A 19,742-nucleotide genomic window follows, 5' to 3' on the forward strand; every position below is an offset into this window, starting at 1 on the left:
CGCGGGGTGCGATTCGGTGCGGTGTGCGGGGCGTGGCACGATGCGTGCATGTCCTCTGCGCTGACCGATCTCTGCCGCCACCCGATCGTGCAGGCCCCCATGGCGGGCGGCGCCTCAGGACCGCAGTTGGCCGGGGCTGTCGCCGAGGCCGGTGGGCTCGGATTCCTCGCCGCCGGGTACAAGACGGCCGACGGGATGTACCAGGAGATCAAACAGGTGCGGGGGCTGACCTCGCGGCCCTTCGGCGTCAACCTCTTCATGCCGCAGCCCGAGTACGCCGACGCGGCCGCCGTCGAGGTCTACCGCAACCAGCTCGCGGGCGAGGCGACCTGGTACGAGACGGAACTCGGCGACCCGGACAGCGGCCGCGACGACGGCTACGACGCCAAGCTCGCGATCCTCCTCGACGACCCGGTGCCGCTCGTCTCCTTCACCTTCGGCTGTCCGACCCGCGACGTCCTGGACGCCTTCGCGCGCGTCGGCACGCTGACGGTCGTCACCGTCACCACGGCCGAGGAGGCCCAGACCGCCCAGTGGGCCGGCGCCGACGCCGTGTGCGTCCAGGGCGTCGAGGCGGGCGGCCACCAGGGGACGCACAAGGACAACCCCGAGGCGGACGGCGCGGGGATCGGGCTGCTCTCGCTGATCACGCAGGTGCGCGAGACCGCGCAGATTCCGCTGATCGCCGCCGGTGGGCTGATGCGGGGCGCGCAGATCGCCGCGGTCCTCGCGGCCGGCGCGGAGGCGGCACAGCTCGGCACCGCGTTCCTCGTCACCCCCGAGTCGGGCGCGAACCCCCTGCACAAGCAGGCCATGACCAATCCGCTGTTCGTACGCACCGAGCTGACCCGGGCGTTCTCCGGGCGCCCCGCGCGCGGCCTCGTCAACCGCTTCATGCGGGAGCACGGCCCGTACGCCCCCGCCGCCTACCCGCAGGTCCACCACCTCACCAGCGGGCTGCGCAAGGCCGCGGCGAAGGCCGGTGACGCGCAGGCCATGGCGCTCTGGGCCGGGCAGGGCCACCGGCTCGCCCGGGAGCTGCCCGCGGAGCAGCTCGTGGAGGTCCTCGTCGCGGAACTGGCCGAGGCGAAGGACGCGCTGTCGGCGGGAGGCGCCGCGTGACCGCCCCCGTCTTCGTCGTCGAGGACTTCACCGAGGACCTCACCGGGGGCTTCACCGCGGGCGGCGGTGGACGCTTCGTCCTGGACGGGCCCGAGGGGCGGCACGCCGTCTCCGTGAAGCGGCTGCGCGCCGGCGAGGCCGTCGTCCTGACGGACGGCGCCGGACGGTGGGCGCGGGGCGTGGTGCGCGACACCGAGGGCAAGGACCGGCTGGTCCTCGACCTGGCAGCCGTGACCGAGGAGCCCGAGGAGACGCCCCGGATCACCGTCGTGCAGGCCCTGCCCAAGGGCGACCGCGGTGAACTGGCCGTGGAGACCATGACGGAGACCGGCGTCGACGCCGTCGTCCCGTGGGCCGCAGCGCGCTGCATCACGCAGTGGAAGGGCGACCGCGGGCTCAAGGCGCTGGCCAAGTGGCGGGCCACCGCGCGCGAGGCGGGCAAGCAGTCGCGCCGCGTCCGCTTCCCCGAGATCGCCGACGCCGCGTCCACCAAGCAGGTCGCCGCCCTCCTCGCGGACGCCGACTTCGCGGCCGTCCTGCACGAGGAGGGCAGCGAGCCGCTGGCCGCGGCGGACCTCCCGGCGACCGGCCGCATCGTGCTGGTGGTCGGGCCCGAAGGCGGCGTCTCGCCCGACGAGCTGGCGGCCTTCGCGGCGGCCGGCGCGAAACCGTACCGGCTGGGGCGCACTGTGTTGCGTACATCGACGGCCGGAACGGCGGCGACCGCCCTGCTTCTCGGCCGCACCGGCCGCTGGCTCTGACGAACCCTCTGGAGGCTGTCTTGGAACTCGCTCAAGTCCGGCTGCTCGTCACGGACTTCACCGCCTGCTACCGCTTCTACGGCGAGGTCCTCGGCCTCAAGCCCCAGTCGGGCGCCGAGGAAGGACCGTACGAGAAGTTCAGCCCGGCCGCCGGTTCCGCGGGCATCGCGCTGCAGGACCGCGCGATGATGGCAGGGTTGCTGGGTGAGCTGGCCGATTCGGTGACCGGCCACCGTTCGCTGGTGGTGCTGCGGGTCGACGACCTGGACGCGTACTGCGCGGAGATCACCGGACGCGGGGCCGTCCTCGTCCACGGCCCCGCGCCGTTCACCGACCGGATGCGCGTCGCCCATCTCAAGGACCCCGAGGGCAACGTCGTGGAGTTGCAGGAGTGGCTGCTGCTGCGCGGCTGACGCAAGAGGTCGGGCGCGGCGGCCCAGGGCCCGCGGGCGGGCGGGAACGGATGGCCGCAAGCGGTCTATCGCACCGGGGCGCGCGGTGGCACTCTGCCGCCCATGGGGGCATTGAGGCGGTTACGCGGCCGGGGTGCGGCGACCCGGCGTTCGGCTTTCCTGTACGCCGTCGGGCTCGCGGGCGCCGCCGCGCTCGGCGTCACCGCGTGCGATCCGGTCAACGGGGACATGAACTCCTCCGCGGTCGCACTCACCACCGACGAGCTGGGCACCAGGGCGCTGGAGCGGCAGCACACCGGTGTGGCGTGGCTCAGCTGCACCGCCCGCTTCGCCGACAAGGCCACGTCCCGCGGCAGGACCGCGCGGGACGACAGCATGGTGAAGGTCGACTGCCAGGGCGAGACCGACGGCGGCAAGGACATCTCCATCAAGGGCGAGGTGCGCTCCGTCGTCGACGGGGACTGCGTACGCGGCAACCTCACCGCCAAGGTGGACGGCAAGCAGCGGTTCCGCGTCGACGTGCTGGGCAACTGCTCGTCGGGCGGCGGGGGCGGGGGCGGCGGCGGGCATCCGACTTCCCGGCCGACCTTCTCCCACCACCCGCCGCCCTCCCACGAACAGCCCCGCCCCGCACCCACCACCACCGTCACCGTGACCGTCACCGCGGACCCACCCGCCCGGCCGACCTGCGAGTGCGTCCCGGGCAAATGACCCGGCGGCCTGGACGGCGGTACCCGGCCAAGTGATCCAAACCGGTGTCGGGCCGCCCGGCGCGTCCCTAGGCTGGTCGACGTGACAGAGGCAGCGCGCTCCGCGTATCTACGGTTCCCGCACATCCACGGCGAGTTGACCACCTTCACGGCCGAGGACGACGTCTGGATCGCGCCCCTCGACGGGGGACGCGCCTGGCGGGTCAGCGCCGACGACATGCCCGTGAACCACCCCCGGATCTCCCCGGACGGCACGACCGTCGCCTGGACCTCCACCCGCGACGGAGCCCCCGAGGTGCACGTCGCGCCCCTCGACGGCGGTCCCGCCGAGCGCCTCACGTACTGGGGGAGCGCGAAGACCGCCGTGCGCGGCTGGACCCCCGACGGGCGGGTCCTCGCGGTCAGTTCGGCGGGACAGGCCTCGCTGCGCCGCACCTGGGCGCGGGCCGTGCCGCTCGACGGCGGCCCCGCCGACACCCTCCCGTACGGCATCGTCGGCGACGTCGCGTACGGCCCCGAGGGGCAGATCCTGCTGCTCTCCGCCCCGATGGGCCGCGAGGCCGCCTGGTGGAAGCGGTACCGCGGTGGCACCGCGGGCAAGCTGTGGATCCGGCGGCCGGGTACGGACGGCGGGACGCCGCCCTTCGCGCGCGTCCACGAGGAGCTCGAAGGGAACATCGAGTACCCGCTCTGGGTGGGCGGGCGCATCGCCTTCCTCTGCGACCACGAAGGCGTGGGAGCGCTCTACTCCTCGCTGCCCGACGGCTCCGACCTGCGTGCGCACACCCCGGTCGACGGCTTCTACGCGCGGCACGCCGCCACCGACGGCACGCGCGTCGTCTACGCGTCGGCGGGTGAACTCTGGCTCCTTGACGACCTGTCGGACGCCGAGCCGCGCCGCCTGGACATCCGCCTCGGCGGACAGCGCACCGACCTGCAGCCGCATCCCGTCTCCGCGGTCCGCTGGTTCGGCGCCGCCGCGCCCGACCACACCGGACGCGGCAGCGCCCTCTCCGTGCGCGGCTCCGTCCACTGGGTGACGCACCGCGAAGGCCCCGCCCGCGCGCTCGCCGCCGAGCACGGGGTACGCGCCCGGCTGCCCCGCACCTTCCGCGTGCAGGGCGAGGAGCACGTCGTCTGGGTCACCGACGCCGAAGGCGACGAGGCGCTCGAATTCGCCCCCGCCACCGGCACCGCGCCCGGCGCCACGCCCCGCAGGCTCGCCGCCGGACAGCTCGGCCGGGTCCTCGGGCTCGCCATGGCGCCCGACGGCTCCCGCGCCGCCGTCGCCTCGCACGACGGCCGGGTGCTCCTCGTCGAACGGGAGAGCGGCGAGGTCCGCGAGGTCGACCGCGGCGAGTACGGCGAGGCCACCGGGCTCGTCTTCTCGCCCGACTCGGCATGGCTCGCCTGGTCGCATCCGGGACCGCGGCCGCTGCGCAGGCTCCGGCTCGCCAACACCGCCGACCTGTCGGTGTCCGACGCGACACCGCTGCGCTTTCGCGACTACGCGCCCGCGTTCACCCTCGACGGCAAGCACCTCGCGTTCCTCTCCGCCCGCGCCTTCGACCCGGTCTACGACGAACACGTCTTCGACCTCGCGTTCGTCGGCGGCTCCCGCCCGTACCTGATCACCCTGGCCGCGGCCACGTCCTCGCCCTTCGGCCCGCAGCGGCACGGCAGGCCCTTCGAGACACAGGACGGCGCGGGCGCCGAGACGCCCGACAGCGAGGGCGCGCCCGTCACCCGCATCGACTTCGACGGACTCGCCGACCGCATCGTGCCCTTCCCCGTCGAGGCCGCCCGCTACACCACGCTGAGGGCCGCCAAGGACGGCCTGCTCTGGCTGCGCCACCCGGTGCGCGGCGTACTCGGCGCCTCCCGCGCCACCCCGCACGATCCCGACCCGAAGACCGCCCTCGAGCGGTACGACCTCACGCGCCACCGCGTCGAGGAACTGGCCGCGGACGCCGACCACTTCGCGGTCACCGGCGACGGCAGGCGGGTCCTGCTGTGGACCGACGGCAAGCTGAAGGTCGTCCCCAGTGACCGGCGCGCCTCCGGCGACGAGGACAGCGACACCAACATCACCGTCGACCTCTCCCGGGTCCACCACACCGTCGACCCGGCCGCCGAATGGCGCCAGATGTACGACGAGACGGGCCGCCTCATGCGGGACAACTTCTGGCGCCCCGACATGGGCGGCGTCGACTGGGACGCCGTCCTCGAGCGCTACCGCCCGGTCCTCGCCCGCGTCGCCACCCACGACGACCTCGTCGACCTGCTGTGGGAGGTGCACGGCGAGCTCGGCACGTCCCACGCGTACGTCATACCGGGCGGCTCCGGCGGCGCGCCCCGGCAAGGGCTCCTCGGCGCGGACCTCTCGCGCGGCGGGGACGGCCTGTGGCGCATCGACCGGATCCTCCCCTCGGAGACCTCCGACCCCTCCGCGCGCTCGCCGCTCGCCGCGCCCGGCGTCGCCGTCCGCCCCGGCGACGCGGTCATCGAGGTGAACGGCAGGCCCGTCGACCCTGTCGCGGGCCCGGGACCGCTCCTTGTCGGCACCGCGGACAAACCCGTCGAGCTGACGGTGTCGCCGTCCGGCGGCGGCGATCCGCGGCACGCCGTGGTGGTCCCCGTCGACGACGAGGAGCCGCTGCGCTACCACGCCTGGGTCGCCGACCGGAGGGCGTACGTCCACGAGCGCTCGGGCGGTCGCCTCGGCTACCTCCACGTGCCCGACATGCAGGCGCCCGGCTGGGCGCAGATCCACCGCGACCTGCGGATCGAGGTGGCCCGCGAGGGCCTGGTCGTGGACGTCAGGGAGAACCGCGGTGGGCACACCTCGCAGCTCGTCGTGGAGAAGCTGGCGCGCCGCGTCGTCGGCTGGGACGTGCCCCGGGGCTCGCGCCCCTTCAGCTACCCCGCGGACGCGCCGCGCGGCCCCGTCGTCGCCGTCGCCAACGAGTTCTCCGGTTCCGACGGCGACATCGTCAACGCCGCCATCAGGGCGCTCGGCATCGGACCCGTGGTGGGCACGCGCACCTGGGGTGGTGTCATCGGCATCGACAGCCGCTACCACCTGGTCGACGGGACGCTGGTGACGCAGCCGAAGTACGCGTTCTGGCTGGAGGGCGAGGGGTGGGGCGTCGAGAACCACGGGGTCGAGCCGGACGTGGAGGTCGTCACCACCCCGGACGACCACGCGGCGGGCCGCGACCCGCAGTTGGACGAGGCGGTCCGCCTCGCCCTCGCCGCGCTCGCGGAGCATCCGGCGAAGGCGGCGCCGGACCTGCCGGGCGCACGGTGACCTCGTCCCGGTCCTTCGGCGCGGGGCCGATAGCATGCCGAGCGTACTGATCGTTCCGTTCCAGGAGGCGGCCCATGGCGGGCGAAGCGCGAAGCGACTGTCTGTTCTGCAAGATCGTCGCGGGGGAGGTGCCGGCGACCGTCGTGCGCGAGAGCGAGACGACCGTGGCCTTCCGCGACATCAACCCGCAGGCGCCGACCCACGTCCTGGTGATCCCCAAGGTCCACCACCCGGACGCCGCGTCGCTGGCGGCCGCCGAGCCGCAGATCGCCGCGGACGTGCTGCGCGAGGCGGGCGAGGTCGCCGCCCAGGAAGGCGCCGACAGCCACCGCATCGTCTTCAACACCGGAACCGGCGCGGGCCAGACCGTCTTCCACGCGCACGCGCACGTCCTGGCCGGCCGCGGCCTCCAGTGGCCCCCCGGATAGCGGAGCCGACGCCTCTTGTCCGTACGTGAACTGGTGGTGCTCGGCACCGCCAGCCAGGTCCCCACCCGGCACCGCAACCACAACGGCTACGTCCTGCTCTGGGACGGCCAGGGCATCATGTTCGACCCCGGCGAGGGCACGCAGCGGCAGCTGCTGCGCGCCGGGGTCGCCGCCCACGACCTGCACCGGATCTGTGTGACGCACTTCCACGGCGACCACTCCCTCGGCCTCGCCGGGGTGATCCAGCGCATCAACCTCGACCGGGTCCCGCACCCCGTCACCGCCCACTACCCGGCGTCGGGGCAGCGCTTCTTCGACCGCCTGCGGTACGCGACGGCCTACCGCGAGACCGTGGCGCTCGGCGAGGCGCCGGTCGCCGCCGACGGGCCGCTCGCCGTCACCCCGGCGTACACCCTCGACGCGATGAAGCTCTCCCACCCGGTGGAGTCCTACGGCTACCGCGTCACCGAACCCGACGGCCGCCGCATGCTGCCCCGGCTGCTCGCCGAGCACGGCATCAAGGGCCCCGACGTCGGACGGCTCCAGAAGGAGGGCAGCCTCGGCGGCGTCACCCTCGACGAGGTCAGCGAGGTGCGGCGCGGGCAGCGGTTCGCCTTCGTCATGGACACCCGGCTCTGCGACGGCGTGCACGCGCTCGCCGAGGGCTGCGACATGCTCGTCATCGAGTCGACCTTCCTCGACGAGGACGAGCAACTCGCCACTGACCACGGGCATCTGACCGCAGGTCAGGCCGCGCGGGTCGCCGTCGACGCGGGCGTGCGCCATCTCGTGCTCACGCACTTCAGCCAGCGCTACCCCGATCCGTCCGCCTACGAGCGGCAGGCGCGCGCCGCCGGCTTCGACGGTGAACTCACCGTCGCCCGCGACCTGACCCGCGTCCCCCTCCCCAGACGGACCTGAACCACCGGCCGAACCACCCACCGGCCGAACCACCCCCCTCGAACCGAACTGAGCGAGACCGCACCATGCCGATCCCCAAGGCCGAACTCCACCTCCACATCGAAGGCACCCTCGAACCCGAGCTCGCCTTCGCGCTCGCCGCGCGGAACGGCGTCGAACTGCCCTACGCCGACACCGAAGAGCTCCGCAAGGCCTACCTCTTCGACGACCTCCAGACGTTCCTGGACCTCTACTACAGCCTGATGGCCGTGCTGCGCACCGAGGCCGACTTCGAAGAGCTCGCGGAGGCCTATCTCGCCCGCGCCGCCGAGCAGGGCGTGCGCCACGCGGAGATCTTCTTCGACCCGCAGGCGCACACCGCGCGCGGCGTCCCCATCGCCACCGTCATCGAGGGCCTCTCCCGCGCCCTTGACCGCAGCGAGGAGCGGCACGGCGTCTCCACGCGGCTCATCATGTGCTTCCTGCGCGACGAGTCCGCCGAATCCGCCCTCCAGACCCTGGCGGACGCCGAGCCCCACCTCCACCGGATCATCGGCATCGGCCTGGACTCGGCCGAGGTCGGCCACCCGCCGGCCAAGTTCAAGGAGGTGTACGAGGCCGCCGCCGCCCGCGGTCTGCGCCTCGTCGCCCACGCGGGCGAGGAGGGCCCGCCCGCGTACATCACCGAGGCCCTGGACGTCCTGGGCGTCGAGCGCATCGACCACGGGCTGCGCTGCATGGAGGACCCGGCCCTCATGGAGCGCCTGGTCCGCGACCGCGTGCCGCTCACGCTCTGCCCGCTCTCCAACGTCCGGCTGCGCGCCATCGACGTACTGGAGGAGCACCCGCTGGCGCGGATGCTGGAGGCCGGCCTGATGTGCACCGTCAACTCCGACGACCCCGCCTACTTCGGCGGGTACGTCGACGACACCTTCCACGCCGTTCGCGAAGCCCTCGGGCTCGACCAGGAGCGGCTGCGCACGCTCGCCCGGAACTCCTTCGAGGCGTCCTTCCTCGACCGCGACGAGGCCGACGAGGCGCTGAGGGCGCGCTACCTCGCCGAGGTCGAGGCTTATTCGTTCGACTGAGGCCCGGCGACGGGTTACCGTCCTGCCCATGGACACCATCGCGCAGATCTACGGCTGACACGGCTCCCTGGCCCCGCCCGCCCCTTTCCGGGGCCGCGGCGGTGGGCCGCCGTGTCCAAGCCCGTAGCTCTCTGTACGAAGGAACTCTCATGTCATCCCGACGTCCTGCCCGTCGCCGCGCCCACATCGCCATGGTCGGCGTCCCGATGGTCAGCCATGTGCTGCCCGGCCGCGAGGTCATCCGTGAGCTGGTGGCGCGCGGCCACCGCGTGACATACGCCAACGACCCGGCCACCGCGGGGCTGATCGAGCCCACCGGCGCCGAACTCGTCGCGTACGAGTCGACGCTCCCGTTCCGCGACAACATCTGGCCCGAGGACCCGATCGAGGCCGGCGGGCTCTTCCTCGGCGAGGCGGCGGCGGTGCTCCCGCAGCTCCACGCCGCCTACGACGACGACCCCGCCGACCTCTACTTGTACGACATCGGCGCGTACGTCGCCCGTGCGCTCGCCGAGGCGCAGGGCCGGCCGCTCGTGCAGCTCTCGCCCACCTTCGTGGCCTGGGGCAGCTACCAGGAGGACGTCGGCGCGGTCCTCGCGCAACTGCCGGGCGCGGACGCGCTGGAGGCCCGGTTCAAGGAGTGGCTCGCCGGGAGCGGGGCCACCACGCTGGACGTCGCGGAGTTCTCCGGCGTGCCGCCGCGGGCCGTCGCCACCATCCCGCGGGCCATGCAGCCGCACGCCGACACGGTCGACGCCGAACGGATCGACTTCGTCGGGCCCTGCCTCGGCGAGCGTGCGCGGCGGGAGAGCTGGGCGCGGCCCGAGGGCGTGGAGAAGGTGCTCCTGGTCTCGCTCGGCTCGGCGTACACCGTGCAGCCGGAGTTCTACCGGCAGTGCGTGGCCGCCTTCGGGGACCTGCCCGGCTGGCACGTGGTCCTCCAGATCGGCAAGCACGTGGACCCCGCGGAGCTGGGTGAGGATCTCCCGGCCAACGTCGAAGTCCGCTCGTGGGTGGCGCAGTTGGCGGTCCTGGAGCAGGCCGACGCGTTCGTCACGCATGCGGGGATGGGGAGCAGTTCGGAGGGGCTCTTCTGCGGCGTGCCGATGATCGCGGTGCCGCAGGGGGCCGAGCAGCCGATGAACGCGGACCGGCTCGTGGAGCTCGGTGTGGCACGCCGCGTCGATACGGAGGCCGCGACCGGGGACGTCCTGCGGTCGGCCCTGCTCGGCCTCGTGGCGGACCCTGATGTCGCCCGCAGGTGTGCCGAGTTGAAGTCGGAGGTCCGTGCGGAGGGCGGGGCTCGGCGGGCGGCCGACCTGATCGAGTCGGAGCTTTAGCGCTCCACTGGGGGCGGGTGGGGAGCTGCGGGTCGGCTGCGGCTGGTCGCGCAGTTCCCCGCGCCCCTTCGCGGAGTTCCCCGCGCCCCTTGTCCTGCGCCGTTCCCCACCCCTGGCCGTTGACTCCGGCTCGTTCGTCTATCTACTCTCCGTTCTCATGTATGGACAGCGAAGCGGCGGTCTCGTCATCACCGATGTACGGCTCACTCCCGTTCTCGTTGCCGATCCGCCGCTGCTCAATACTCAGGGGGTCCATCAGCCCTATACGCCACGGCTGATCATCGAGGTGGTCACGCGGGGTGGGGTGAGCGGGATCGGGGAGACCTACGGGGACGGGAAGTACCTGGAGGTGGCGCGGCCTCTCGCCGAGCGGCTCGTGGGGCGGGAGGTCTCCGAGCTGAACGGACTGTTCACACTTGTGGACGACGTGGGCGTCGACGCCGCGCGGGTCGACGACTCCCTGGACGTCGGCGGGCTGCGCGGCGTGCAGAGCGCCGAGAAGTTGCGGCTCTCCGTCGTCTCCGGGTTCGAGGTGGCCTGTCTGGACGCGCTCGGCAAGGCGCTCGGGCTGCCCGTGCACGCGCTGCTCGGCGGCAAGGTGCGCGACGCCGTGGAGTACAGCGCGTACCTCTTCTACAAATGGGCCGAGCACCCCGAGGGCGTCGCGTGCGAGCCGGACGCCGGGTGGGGCGCGGCCCTCGACCCGGCCGGGATCGTCGCGCAGGCCCGGCTCTTCACCGAGCGGTACGGCTTCTCCTCGTTCAAGCTCAAGGGCGGCGTCTTCCCGCCGGATGAGGAGATCGCCGCGATCCGCGCCCTGGCCGAGGCGTTCCCCGGCACGCCGTTGCGGCTCGACCCCAACGGGGCCTGGTCGGTGGCGACTTCGCTGAGGGTCGCGGCCGAGCTCGGGGACGTACTCGAATATCTGGAGGATCCGGCGCTCGGCACGCCCGCGATGGCCGAGGTCGCCGCGGGCACCCGGATCCCGCTCGCCACGAACATGTGCGTGACGACCTTCGATGAGATACCGGAGGCCTTCGCGAAGGGGGCCGTGCAGGTGGTCCTCTCCGACCATCACTACTGGGGCGGTCTGCGGCGCACGCGTGAACTGGCCGCGGTCTGCCGGACGTTCGGCGTGAGCGTGTCGATGCACTCCAACACGCACCTGGGGATCAGCCTGGCCGCCATGACGCAGGTGGCGGCGACCGTGCCGGGCCTCGCGCACGCCTGCGACTCGCACTACCCGTGGCAGGCCGAGGACGTGCTGACCTCCCGGCCGCGCTTCGTGGCCGGGAAGGTCGCCGTCACCGACACCCCAGGCCTCGGCGTCGAGCTCGACCGGGCCAGGCTCGCGGCCCTGCACGCGCGCTGGCTGGACGACGGCTTCCGCGCGCTGCGGGAACGGGACGACGCGGCGGCGATGCGGGTGGCCGATCCCGCCTGGACGACACCGGCCGTACCGCGCTGGTAGTCCGGGCGCGGCGCCGCCGCCCGGCGTGCCACACGGAAGCCCCCAAGCCTCCCGCAGGGTCAGGGCCCTTCTGACGGATCTCCGTCAGAAGGGCCCTGATCCGTTACGTTGCCTGCATGGTCGTACCACCAAAGCCCACCGTCGACCCGCTGAAGGCGGCCCGCAGAGCCGGTGATCCGGACTGCGACGTCTACCTCACCGGCACGGTCTTCCTCGACATCATCTTCACCGGGCTCGACTCCGCGCCCGTGCGCGGGACCGAGTCCTGGGCGCGCGGCATGGGGTCGAGCCCCGGCGGCGTCGCCAACATGGCGACCGCGCTCGCCCGGCTCGGCCTGCACACCTCGCTCGCCGCGGCCTTCGGCGACGACCACTACGGGGAGTACTGCTGGGACGCCCTCGAACAGGGTGAGGGCATCGACCTCACGCCGTCGCGCACCGTCCCCGGCTGGCACTCGCCGGTGACGGTCTCGATGGCGTACGAGGGCGAGCGGACCATGGTGAGCCACGGCCACGAGCCGCCGCTGGACGCGGCGGCGCCGGACCGGGGCGCCCCTTTCTGCCCGCCACGCGCGCGTGCCGCCGTCGCCTCGCTCACCCCAGGCAGCCGCGCCCCCTGGATCGCGCGGGCCGCGCGGAGCGGCACCCGGATCTTCGCCGACGTCGGATGGGACGACACCGGACGCTGGGACCTCGCGGCCCTGCCCGACCTGCGGCACTGCGAGGCGTTCCTGCCGAACGCCGAGGAGGCGATGCGCTACACGCGCACGTCGTGCCCGCGGGAGGCCGCACGGGCGCTGACCGAGCACGTGCCGCTCGCCGTGGTGACGCTGGGCGCGGAGGGCGCGTACGCGGTGGACCGGCGGACCGGCGAGACCGCGGAGGTCCCGGCCATCGAGGTCGAGGCGCTCGACCCCACCGGGGCCGGGGACGTCTTCGTCGCCGGATTCGTCACGGGGACGCTGGCGGAGTGGCCGCTCGCGGACCGGCTCGCCTTCGCGGGGCTGACGGCGGCCCTCTCGGTCCAGGAGTTCGGCGGGTCCCTCTCGGCGCCGGGATGGGCCGAGGTGGGGGCCTGGTGGAGCCGGGTGCGGGAGGTCGAGGACCAGGATCCGGTGGCGCTGCGGCGGTACGCGTTCCTGGAGAAGCTGCTGCCCGCCGCGACGCGGCCGTGGCCGCTGCGCAGGGCGGTGCCGACCATCGGTTTCCGCTCCCCGTAGAGGATCACCGGCCGTCCGGCCGGTTTCGCCGGTGCGTGCCGGGCGTCCTGGCGCAGGCGGGGGCGCGGGGACGGGCTCCGAGGTGACCGTGGGGAAGATCCGCCGCCCCGTGGTGGTTCAGGTCGTATGCGACGGGCGCGACGAAAAGGCCTACGGCCGGGACGGCGGCGCGTCGTACTCTTGGCAGTGCAAGGCTGTCGAGCGGCCACAAGCCCCGCACGAGGAGGATGAGCAGGCCTTCAGAGCCGGCCCATGACTCAGACACCCACGACTCACACCGACGCGCAGGACCAGGCCCGAGCCCACTTCACCGTCCCCGCCAGCCATCCCATGGTGACGGTCCTCGGCTCCGGTGACGCCCTGCTGCGGGTGATCGAGAAGGCCTTCCCGGCGGCCGACATCCATGTCCGGGGCAATGAGATCAGCGCCGTGGGGGATGCCCACGAAGTCGCCCTGATCCAGCGCTTGTTCGACCAGATGATGCTGGTGCTCCGCACCGGTCAGCCGATGACGGAGGACGCAGTGGAACGCTCGATCGCCATGCTGAGGGCGGACGAGAACGGCACGGGCTCGCCGGAGACCCCCGCCGAGGTCCTCACGCAGAACATCCTCTCCTCCCGCGGCCGCACCATCCGCCCCAAGACGCTGAACCAGAAGCGGTACGTCGACGCGATCGACAAGCACACCATCGTCTTCGGGATCGGCCCCGCCGGTACGGGCAAGACCTACCTCGCCATGGCCAAGGCCGTGCAGGCGCTCCAGTCCAAGCAGGTCAACCGCATCATCCTGACCCGGCCCGCGGTCGAGGCCGGCGAGCGGCTCGGCTTCCTGCCCGGCACGCTCTACGAGAAGATCGACCCGTACCTGCGCCCGCTCTACGACGCCCTGCACGACATGCTCGACCCCGACTCCATCCCCCGGCTGATGGCCGCGGGCACGATCGAGGTCGCCCCGCTGGCGTACATGCGCGGCAGGACGCTGAACGACGCGTTCATCATCCTCGACGAGGCGCAGAACACCAGCGCCGAGCAGATGAAGATGTTCCTCACCCGCCTCGGCTTCGACTCCAAGATCGTCATCACTGGTGACGTCACCCAGGTCGACCTGCCGGGCGGCACCAAGAGCGGCCTGCGCGAGGTGCAGCGGATCCTGGACGGCGTCGAGGACATCCACTTCTCCCGGCTCACGTCGCACGATGTCGTCCGGCACAAGCTGGTCGGCCGTATCGTCGACGCGTACGAGAAGCACGACAGCCGCGACGGGAAGTAGACCAGCAGCACCATGTCGATCGACGTCAACAACGAATCCGGAACCGAGGTCGACGAGCAGGCGATCCTCGACATCGCCCGCTACGCCCTCGCGCGGATGCGCATCCACCCGCTCTCCGAGCTCTCGGTGATCGTCGTGGACGGCGACGCCATGGAGCAGCTGCACATGCAGTGGATGGACCTGCCCGGCCCGACGGACGTCATGTCCTTCCCGATGGACGAGCTGCGGCCGCCCATGAAGGACGACGAGCCCCCGCAGGGCCTCCTCGGGGACATCGTGCTCTGCCCCGAGGTCGCCGCCCAGCAGGGCAAGGACGCCCCGACGCAGCACTCCATGGACGAGGAGCTCCAGCTCCTCACCGTCCACGGAGTGCTGCACCTGCTCGGCTACGACCACGAGGAGCCGGACGAGAAGGCCGAGATGTTCTCCCTGCAGGCCGCGATCGTCGACGGCTGGCGTGCGGAGAAGGGCCTGACCGGGCCGTCCCCCGCGCCCACGGTCTCGTAGCGCCATGAGCCCTCAGCTGATCGCCGGCGCCGTCGCCCTCGTGGTCGTCGCCTGGCTCGCCGCGTGCGCCGAGGCGGGCATCGCGCGGGTCTCCAGCTTCCGCGCGGAGGAGGCCGCCCGCTCCGGGCGCCGCGGCAGCGCGAAGCTCGCGCAGGTCGCCGCGGACCCGACCCGCTATCTCAATGTGGCGCTGCTCGTGCGGGTGGCGTGCGAGATGGCGGCGTCGGCCCTGGTCACGTACGCCTGCCTGAAGGAGTTCGACGCGACCTGGCAGGCGCTCGCGGTCGCCATCGGCGTGATGGTCCTCGTCAGCTACGTCGCCGTGGGCGTCTCCCCGCGCACCATCGGCCGCCAGCACCCGCTGAACACGGCGACCGCCGCGGCGTACGTCCTGCTGCCGCTGGCCCGCGTCATGGGCCCGATCCCGCCCCTGCTGATCCTCATCGGCAACGCGCTCACGCCCGGCAAGGGCTTCAGGCGCGGCCCCTTCGCCTCCGAGGCCGAGCTGCGCGCGATGGTCGACCTCGCCGAGAAGGAGTCCCTCATCGAGGACGAGGAGCGGCGCATGGTCCACTCCGTCTTCGAGCTCGGGGACACGCTCGTACGGGAGGTCATGGTGCCCCGCACCGACCTGATCGCCATCGAGCGCTTCAAGACCATCCGCCAGGCGCTCACCCTCGCGCTGCGCTCCGGCTTCTCGCGGATCCCTGTGACGGGGGAGAGCGAGGACGACGTCGTCGGCATGGTGTACCTGAAGGACCTGGCCCGCAAGACGCACATCAACCGCGACGCCGAGTCCGAGCTCGTGTCGACGGCGATGCGCCCCGCGACCTTCGTGCCCGACACGAAGAACGCGGGCGACCTGCTGCGCGAGATGCAGCAGGAGCGCAACCACGTGGCCGTCGTCATCGACGAGTACGGCGGCACGGCCGGCATCGTGACGATCGAGGACATCCTTGAGGAGATCGTCGGTGAGATCACCGACGAGTACGACCGTGAGCTGCCGCCGGTCGAGGAGCTCGCCGACGGCTGCTACCGCGTCACGGCGCGCCTGGACATCGGCGACCTGGGCGAGCTCTTCGGGTTCGACGAGTTCGACGACGAGGACGTGGAGACGGTGGGCGGGCTGCTCGCCAAGCGGCTCGGCCGCGTCCCGATCGCGGGCGCCTCGGCGGCCGTGCCGCTGCCCGACGGGCGGGAGCTGAAGCTCACCGCGGAGTCCGCGGCGGGGCGCCGCAACCGGATCATGACCGTGCTCGTGGAGCCCGTCGCCGCCGACGGCGAGGAGCAGAGGGCGGGGGAGTCCGGGTGACGCCCGAGGCGCTGCGGGCGTTCTGCCTGTCCTTCAACGGCGTGGTGGAGGAGTTCCCCTTCAACCCGGAGACCTCGGTCTTCAAGGTGGCGGGGAAGGTGTTCGCGCTCACGGCCCTCGACGCGCGTCCGCTCACCGTCAACCTCAAGTGTGAGCCGGACATCGCCGTGCGGCTGCGGGCCGCCCATCCCGAGATCGTGCCGGGCTGGCACATGAACAAGCGCCACTGGAACACGGTCTCGGTCGCCGCGGGGCTCCCCGACCGGCAGGTCAGGGAGCTCATCGAGGATTCGTACGACCTGGTGGTGGCCGGGCTGCCACGGGCGGAGCGGCTGCGCCTCGACCGCCCCTGAGGGGCGTGCGCGAGCCGGGGTGCACCGTGCAGAGTGTCCCAACAGGCCCTCGCCATCGGGGACATGGGGCGGCAGAATGGACCGGGAGGCGGATCCGAAACGCTCCCACTCCGGGCTGCCGGCCAAGGGAACTCGGAGTGGAAACGTCGTGCGATGGCGTCCGCCGCAGCTGGTCCCGGCCTGGAGGCCGGGACCAGTCTCCGTTCACACGTGGGGCAGTACCCACCTGTCGATGATCTCCTGGACCATGATCAGAAGGCTCACCCACGGGGCCGACAGTGCGACCCGGTCGGTCCACGTGCGGATGGTGCGACGCCCGTCCGGCTTCTCGGCCATCGGGCTGTTCTCCTCCCTGGTTCCACGCGAGTCGTGGATACCGCGGCGAGCCACGAACGGGTGGCGCCAGGAAGGGCGAACCAGCGGTGGCCGGCACTCGACGGAGTGAGGCCGGACCCTGCCGGTGCTGTTCCCAACCTCCTTGCGGTGATGGTCAGTTGAGCAGGCTACCCTCTGCCGTATCGTAGCCTGCAGGATGCGACATGGGTAGTACTGTCGGGCACGTTGCTCATCGAGGGCTCGCCAAGTGCGATATAGCTATCCGGCAACTGTCGACCCCGGGCCGTCGCTCCGGTTGCGCACCCATGGGGTTCGGGGTCTCCTGGCAGTGGCGTGAACTGTCGTCCCGAAAGGTCTCGATGAGTAAGCTGCTAGTCTGCTATGTTGCACCTCGCACCATCCGGTCGGAGGTGAAGCCATCATGAGCGCGCCCAGTGCGGCACTTCAGCGGCTAAGGCTGCGCACAGAGCTCCGTAAGGCGCGGACCGCCGCGCATCTCACGCAGCGCCAGGTCGCCGCGAAGATGGAGTGGAGCCCCTCCAAACTGATCCGGATCGAGGCCGGCGAGGTCGGCGTCTCGGTCAATGACCTGCGGCCGCTCCTGGAGGCGTACGGGATCCGGGACCGCCGCAAGATCGAGGAGCTGCTCGACCTCGCGCGGGGCAGCCGGAAGATGCCGTACACGGAGTACCGCGACCTGTACAGCAAGGAGTTCTTGCAGTTCCTCGCCCTCGAGTCGTCGGCGTCGATCGTCCGGGCGTACAACTCCCTGCAAGTGCCGGGGCCGTTGCAGACCGAGGAGTACGGCCGCGCCATCATGCGGGCGTACGACAAGGGCATCGCCGACGAGATGATCGAGCGGGCCGTCGAGGTGCGGCTCTCCCGCCAGGAGATGCTGACGTCCGGCGATCGCGAGGTGTTCTACATCCTCGACGAGGCGGTCCTGCGCCGCCAGATCGGCGGACGCGGCGTCATGCGCGCCCAGTTGGAGCGGCTCGCGGAACTGGCGGCCCTGCCGAAGTTCACCATCCAGATCCTGCCGTTCAGCGTCGGCGGGCACCCCGGGGTCCAGGGGCCCTTCACGCTCTTCGAGTTCGAGGCGGACGAGATGCCGGACTCGCTCTACCTGGAGAACCCGCGGGGCGATTCCTACAGCACCAGCGCGCCCGAGGAGAGCGGGCGTTATCTGGAGAGGTTCTGGGAGCTGGAGGACCTCGCCGTCAAGGAGCGCACCGTGGACATCCTCAGGGCTCTGGCGGTCAGGGCCGAGGAGGGCGCCGACGATCTGGAGAGGCTCCTGCCGCCCGCCGAGGCTGTCTGACGTCCCATCAGCCCCGCTTGCACCACAGGACCTTGGCGCATTTCGAGTCGTTCGGAAGTGTATGACGCGCCGTTATCCTGGAAGAGGTGCTACGTCCCTGTGCACCAGCCGTGCTGGGCCGGCTGGCCTTCCGCACCCGGGGTGGAGGAGAAGCGTGGTCAGCACGTGGGGATGGCGCAAGAGCAGTGCGAGCGGGGCGTCCAACGACGACTGCGTGGAGATCGCCTGGACCGGCGGGACGGTCCTGATCCGTGACTCGGCGCGCCCCCGGGGCGCGGTCGTCGCGGTGGGCCCGGACACCTGGGAGGCGTTCCTCTCCTCCCTGGCCCGGCCTTCGGTGCGTGATGTGACGTCGGCCCGCCCCTGACCGGGCCGGGCCGGCGTCACGCGAGGACTCGGCGGGCTCAACCGCGCTTGCGTCCGCCGAGTCCGGCCGCCACCGCGGCCGCCGTCGCGAGGACCACCGCCGCGTCGATCAGGAGGACCGTCCGCGTGCCCGCCAGCAGGTCCGGGCCCGTCGTCGCGAGGACTCCGAGCAGCGGGATGCCGATCGTGATGCCCACCTGCTGGGTGGAGGTGACCAGGCCGGTCGCCAGGCCCTGCTCCTCGTCGGGGACGCCCGAGGTGACGGTCACGCCGTACGAGACGATCGCGCCCAGGTGGAACATGCTCGCCAGCGACACCGCGGCCGTGGCGAGCCACACCGACCAGCCGCTCTCCCCGATACCCAGCAGCGCGAGCCCGAACAGGCCCTGGCCGCACAGCGAGACGACCAGCGTGCGGCGCGCGCCGAAGCGGCCGATGACCTTCGGTGCGTAGGACCCCGCGACCACCGAGACGACGCCCTGCACGCCGAAGACGAGGCCGGCCCTGAGCGCGGAGAGGTGCAGGATCTCCTGCAGGTAGAGGGTGAGCACGAAGACGACCGTCGACATCATCGAGAACGTGACCAGACCGCCGAGGTTGCCCCACGCCACCGTGCGGCGGCGCAGCATCGGCAGCGAGACGAGGGGCGCGGCGGCGCGTGACTCGACGTACCCGAAGGCCGCGAGCAGCAGCACGCCCGCCACCAGGGTGACGACGACGTCCGCGCCGCCGAAGCCGCGCTCGGCCGCCGTGGAGAGCGCGTAGATCAGGGAGAGCAGGCCGCCGGTGACCGTCACGGCCCCCGGGATGTCCAGGCGCGGGCGGTCCGGGGTGCGGGACTCGGGCAGCAGTCCGGGCGCCAGCGGCAGCACGATCAGCGCGAAGAGGGTCAGCAGGCCCATCGTGGAGCGCCAGCCGAGGGTGTCGGTCAGTACGCCGCCGAGCACCATGCCGACCGTGAAGCCGAGCGAGAGCAGCGTGCCGGAGATGCCGAGCGCCCGGTCGCGCTGCGGGCCCTCGGGGAACGTGGTCGTCAGGAGCGACATGCCGGTCGGCACGATCGCCGCCGCGCCGACCCCTTGCAGGGCACGCCCGGCCAGGAACGACGCCGGGTCCCACGCGAAGGTGGCGAGCAGCGAGGCCAGGCCGAAGAGGGCGAGGCCCGCGAGGAACAGCTTGCGGCGCCCGAAGAGGTCGCCGGCCCTGCCGAAGAGCAGCAGGAAGCCGCCCGAGGGCAGCGCGAAGGCGGTCACCGCCCACTGCAGCGCGGACTGGCTCATGCCGAGGTCGGCGCCGAGCACGGGCAGCGCCACGTTCAGCACGGAGAAGTCGAGCGCGACCATGAACTGCGCGGCGCAGAGCACGAAGAGGACGAGCTTGTCGCGGGAGGAGAGCCTGGGGTTCTGCGGTCGCGGCGCCGGTGGGGCGGCCTGGGCGGATGGGGCGGTGGTGGTGTCGATCGCCATGGTCAAGAGCTTGCGGTGGCCGGAATAGTCGTGGGGAGCGGGAACTTAT

19 protein-coding genes are annotated in these 19,742 nt (G+C 72.3%); 17 read left to right on the forward strand and 2 right to left on the reverse strand.

The genetic code is table 11. The features are described 5' to 3' along the window. Nucleotides 1-48 precede the first annotated feature (48 nt). The 15 genes from AC07DI_RS19515 (at nt 49) to AC07DI_RS19585 (ending at nt 16,204) form a co-directional block, all read left to right on the forward strand. Entirely contained in the window at nt 49-1,122 is a 1,074-nt protein-coding gene (locus AC07DI_RS19515) for a nitronate monooxygenase (protein WP_384260186.1), read from the forward strand. Beyond that, on the forward strand, nt 1,119-1,883 hold the full coding sequence (locus tag AC07DI_RS19520; protein WP_384260183.1) for a 16S rRNA (uracil(1498)-N(3))-methyltransferase: 765 nt from the start codon (nt 1,119-1,121) through the stop codon (nt 1,881-1,883). The genes AC07DI_RS19515 and AC07DI_RS19520 overlap by 4 nt, the downstream gene beginning before the upstream one ends. 20 nt (nt 1,884-1,903) lie before the next feature. Continuing rightward, the gene (locus tag AC07DI_RS19525; RefSeq protein ID WP_384260181.1) at nt 1,904-2,296 is read left to right on the forward strand and encodes a VOC family protein; all 393 of its coding nucleotides are present in this window, start codon (nt 1,904-1,906) and stop codon (nt 2,294-2,296) included. Nucleotides 2,297-2,398: 102 nt separating this feature from the next. Next, nucleotides 2,399-3,007, forward strand: coding sequence for a hypothetical protein (locus AC07DI_RS19530; RefSeq protein ID WP_478905361.1), 609 nt, complete (start codon nt 2,399-2,401; stop codon nt 3,005-3,007). 81 nt (nt 3,008-3,088) lie between these two features. Next, nucleotides 3,089-6,316, forward strand: coding sequence for a S41 family peptidase (locus tag AC07DI_RS19535; RefSeq protein ID WP_478905362.1), 3,228 nt, complete (start codon nt 3,089-3,091; stop codon nt 6,314-6,316). 74 nt (nt 6,317-6,390) lie between these two features. Continuing rightward, nucleotides 6,391-6,744 (forward strand): histidine triad nucleotide-binding protein, encoded by a 354-nt coding sequence (locus AC07DI_RS19540; protein ID WP_478905363.1) that lies wholly within the window; start codon nt 6,391-6,393, stop codon nt 6,742-6,744. Between the two features lie 15 nt (nt 6,745-6,759). Further along, nucleotides 6,760-7,665: a ribonuclease Z gene (locus tag AC07DI_RS19545; protein ID WP_478905364.1), complete on the forward strand. Its 906-nt coding sequence runs from the start codon at nt 6,760-6,762 to the stop codon at nt 7,663-7,665. Between the two features lie 65 nt (nt 7,666-7,730). Beyond that, nucleotides 7,731-8,732 (forward strand): adenosine deaminase, encoded by a 1,002-nt coding sequence (locus AC07DI_RS19550; protein WP_478905366.1) that lies wholly within the window; start codon nt 7,731-7,733, stop codon nt 8,730-8,732. Between the two features lie 149 nt (nt 8,733-8,881). Beyond that, complete coding sequence (locus AC07DI_RS19555) at nt 8,882-10,072, forward strand: macrolide family glycosyltransferase (RefSeq protein WP_478905367.1); 1,191 nt, start codon at nt 8,882-8,884, stop codon at nt 10,070-10,072. A 157-nt stretch (nt 10,073-10,229) separates the two neighbouring features. Continuing rightward, the gene (locus AC07DI_RS19560) at nt 10,230-11,543 is read left to right on the forward strand and encodes a glucarate dehydratase family protein (protein WP_478905368.1); all 1,314 of its coding nucleotides are present in this window, start codon (nt 10,230-10,232) and stop codon (nt 11,541-11,543) included. A 116-nt stretch (nt 11,544-11,659) separates the two neighbouring features. Continuing rightward, on the forward strand, nt 11,660-12,763 hold the full coding sequence (locus AC07DI_RS19565) for a carbohydrate kinase family protein (protein WP_384260158.1): 1,104 nt from the start codon (nt 11,660-11,662) through the stop codon (nt 12,761-12,763). A 252-nt stretch (nt 12,764-13,015) separates the two neighbouring features. Beyond that, entirely contained in the window at nt 13,016-14,032 is a 1,017-nt protein-coding gene (locus AC07DI_RS19570) for a PhoH family protein (RefSeq protein ID WP_384260155.1), read from the forward strand. A 12-nt stretch (nt 14,033-14,044) separates the two neighbouring features. Beyond that, nucleotides 14,045-14,539, forward strand: a complete 495-nt coding sequence (gene ybeY / locus AC07DI_RS19575; RefSeq protein WP_384260153.1) for an rRNA maturation RNase YbeY — start codon at nt 14,045-14,047, stop codon at nt 14,537-14,539. 4 nt (nt 14,540-14,543) lie between these two features. Further along, nucleotides 14,544-15,851 (forward strand): hemolysin family protein, encoded by a 1,308-nt coding sequence (locus AC07DI_RS19580; RefSeq protein ID WP_384260151.1) that lies wholly within the window; start codon nt 14,544-14,546, stop codon nt 15,849-15,851. Continuing rightward, the gene (locus tag AC07DI_RS19585; protein WP_384260148.1) at nt 15,848-16,204 is read left to right on the forward strand and encodes an MmcQ/YjbR family DNA-binding protein; all 357 of its coding nucleotides are present in this window, start codon (nt 15,848-15,850) and stop codon (nt 16,202-16,204) included. The genes AC07DI_RS19580 and AC07DI_RS19585 overlap by 4 nt, the downstream gene beginning before the upstream one ends. A gap of 204 nt (nt 16,205-16,408) precedes the next feature. Here AC07DI_RS19585 and AC07DI_RS19590 read toward each other — a convergent pair whose 3' ends face one another. After that, nucleotides 16,409-16,540 (reverse strand): hypothetical protein, encoded by a 132-nt coding sequence (locus AC07DI_RS19590; protein WP_384260146.1) that lies wholly within the window; start codon nt 16,538-16,540, stop codon nt 16,409-16,411. Between the two features lie 421 nt (nt 16,541-16,961). On the opposite strand from AC07DI_RS19590, the gene AC07DI_RS19595 reads away from it, so the two are divergent. Beyond that, entirely contained in the window at nt 16,962-17,861 is a 900-nt protein-coding gene (locus AC07DI_RS19595) for a helix-turn-helix domain-containing protein (RefSeq protein WP_478905370.1), read from the forward strand. A 154-nt stretch (nt 17,862-18,015) separates the two neighbouring features. Continuing rightward, nucleotides 18,016-18,228, forward strand: a complete 213-nt coding sequence (locus AC07DI_RS19600; RefSeq protein WP_384260141.1) for a DUF397 domain-containing protein — start codon at nt 18,016-18,018, stop codon at nt 18,226-18,228. 37 nt (nt 18,229-18,265) lie between these two features. Here the strand turns inward: AC07DI_RS19600 and AC07DI_RS19605 are convergent, their stop codons facing one another. Next, entirely contained in the window at nt 18,266-19,693 is a 1,428-nt protein-coding gene (locus tag AC07DI_RS19605; protein WP_478905371.1) for an MFS transporter, read from the reverse strand. Nucleotides 19,694-19,742 lie beyond the last annotated feature (49 nt).

The organism is Streptomyces sp. NPDC044106, assembly GCF_056433985.1.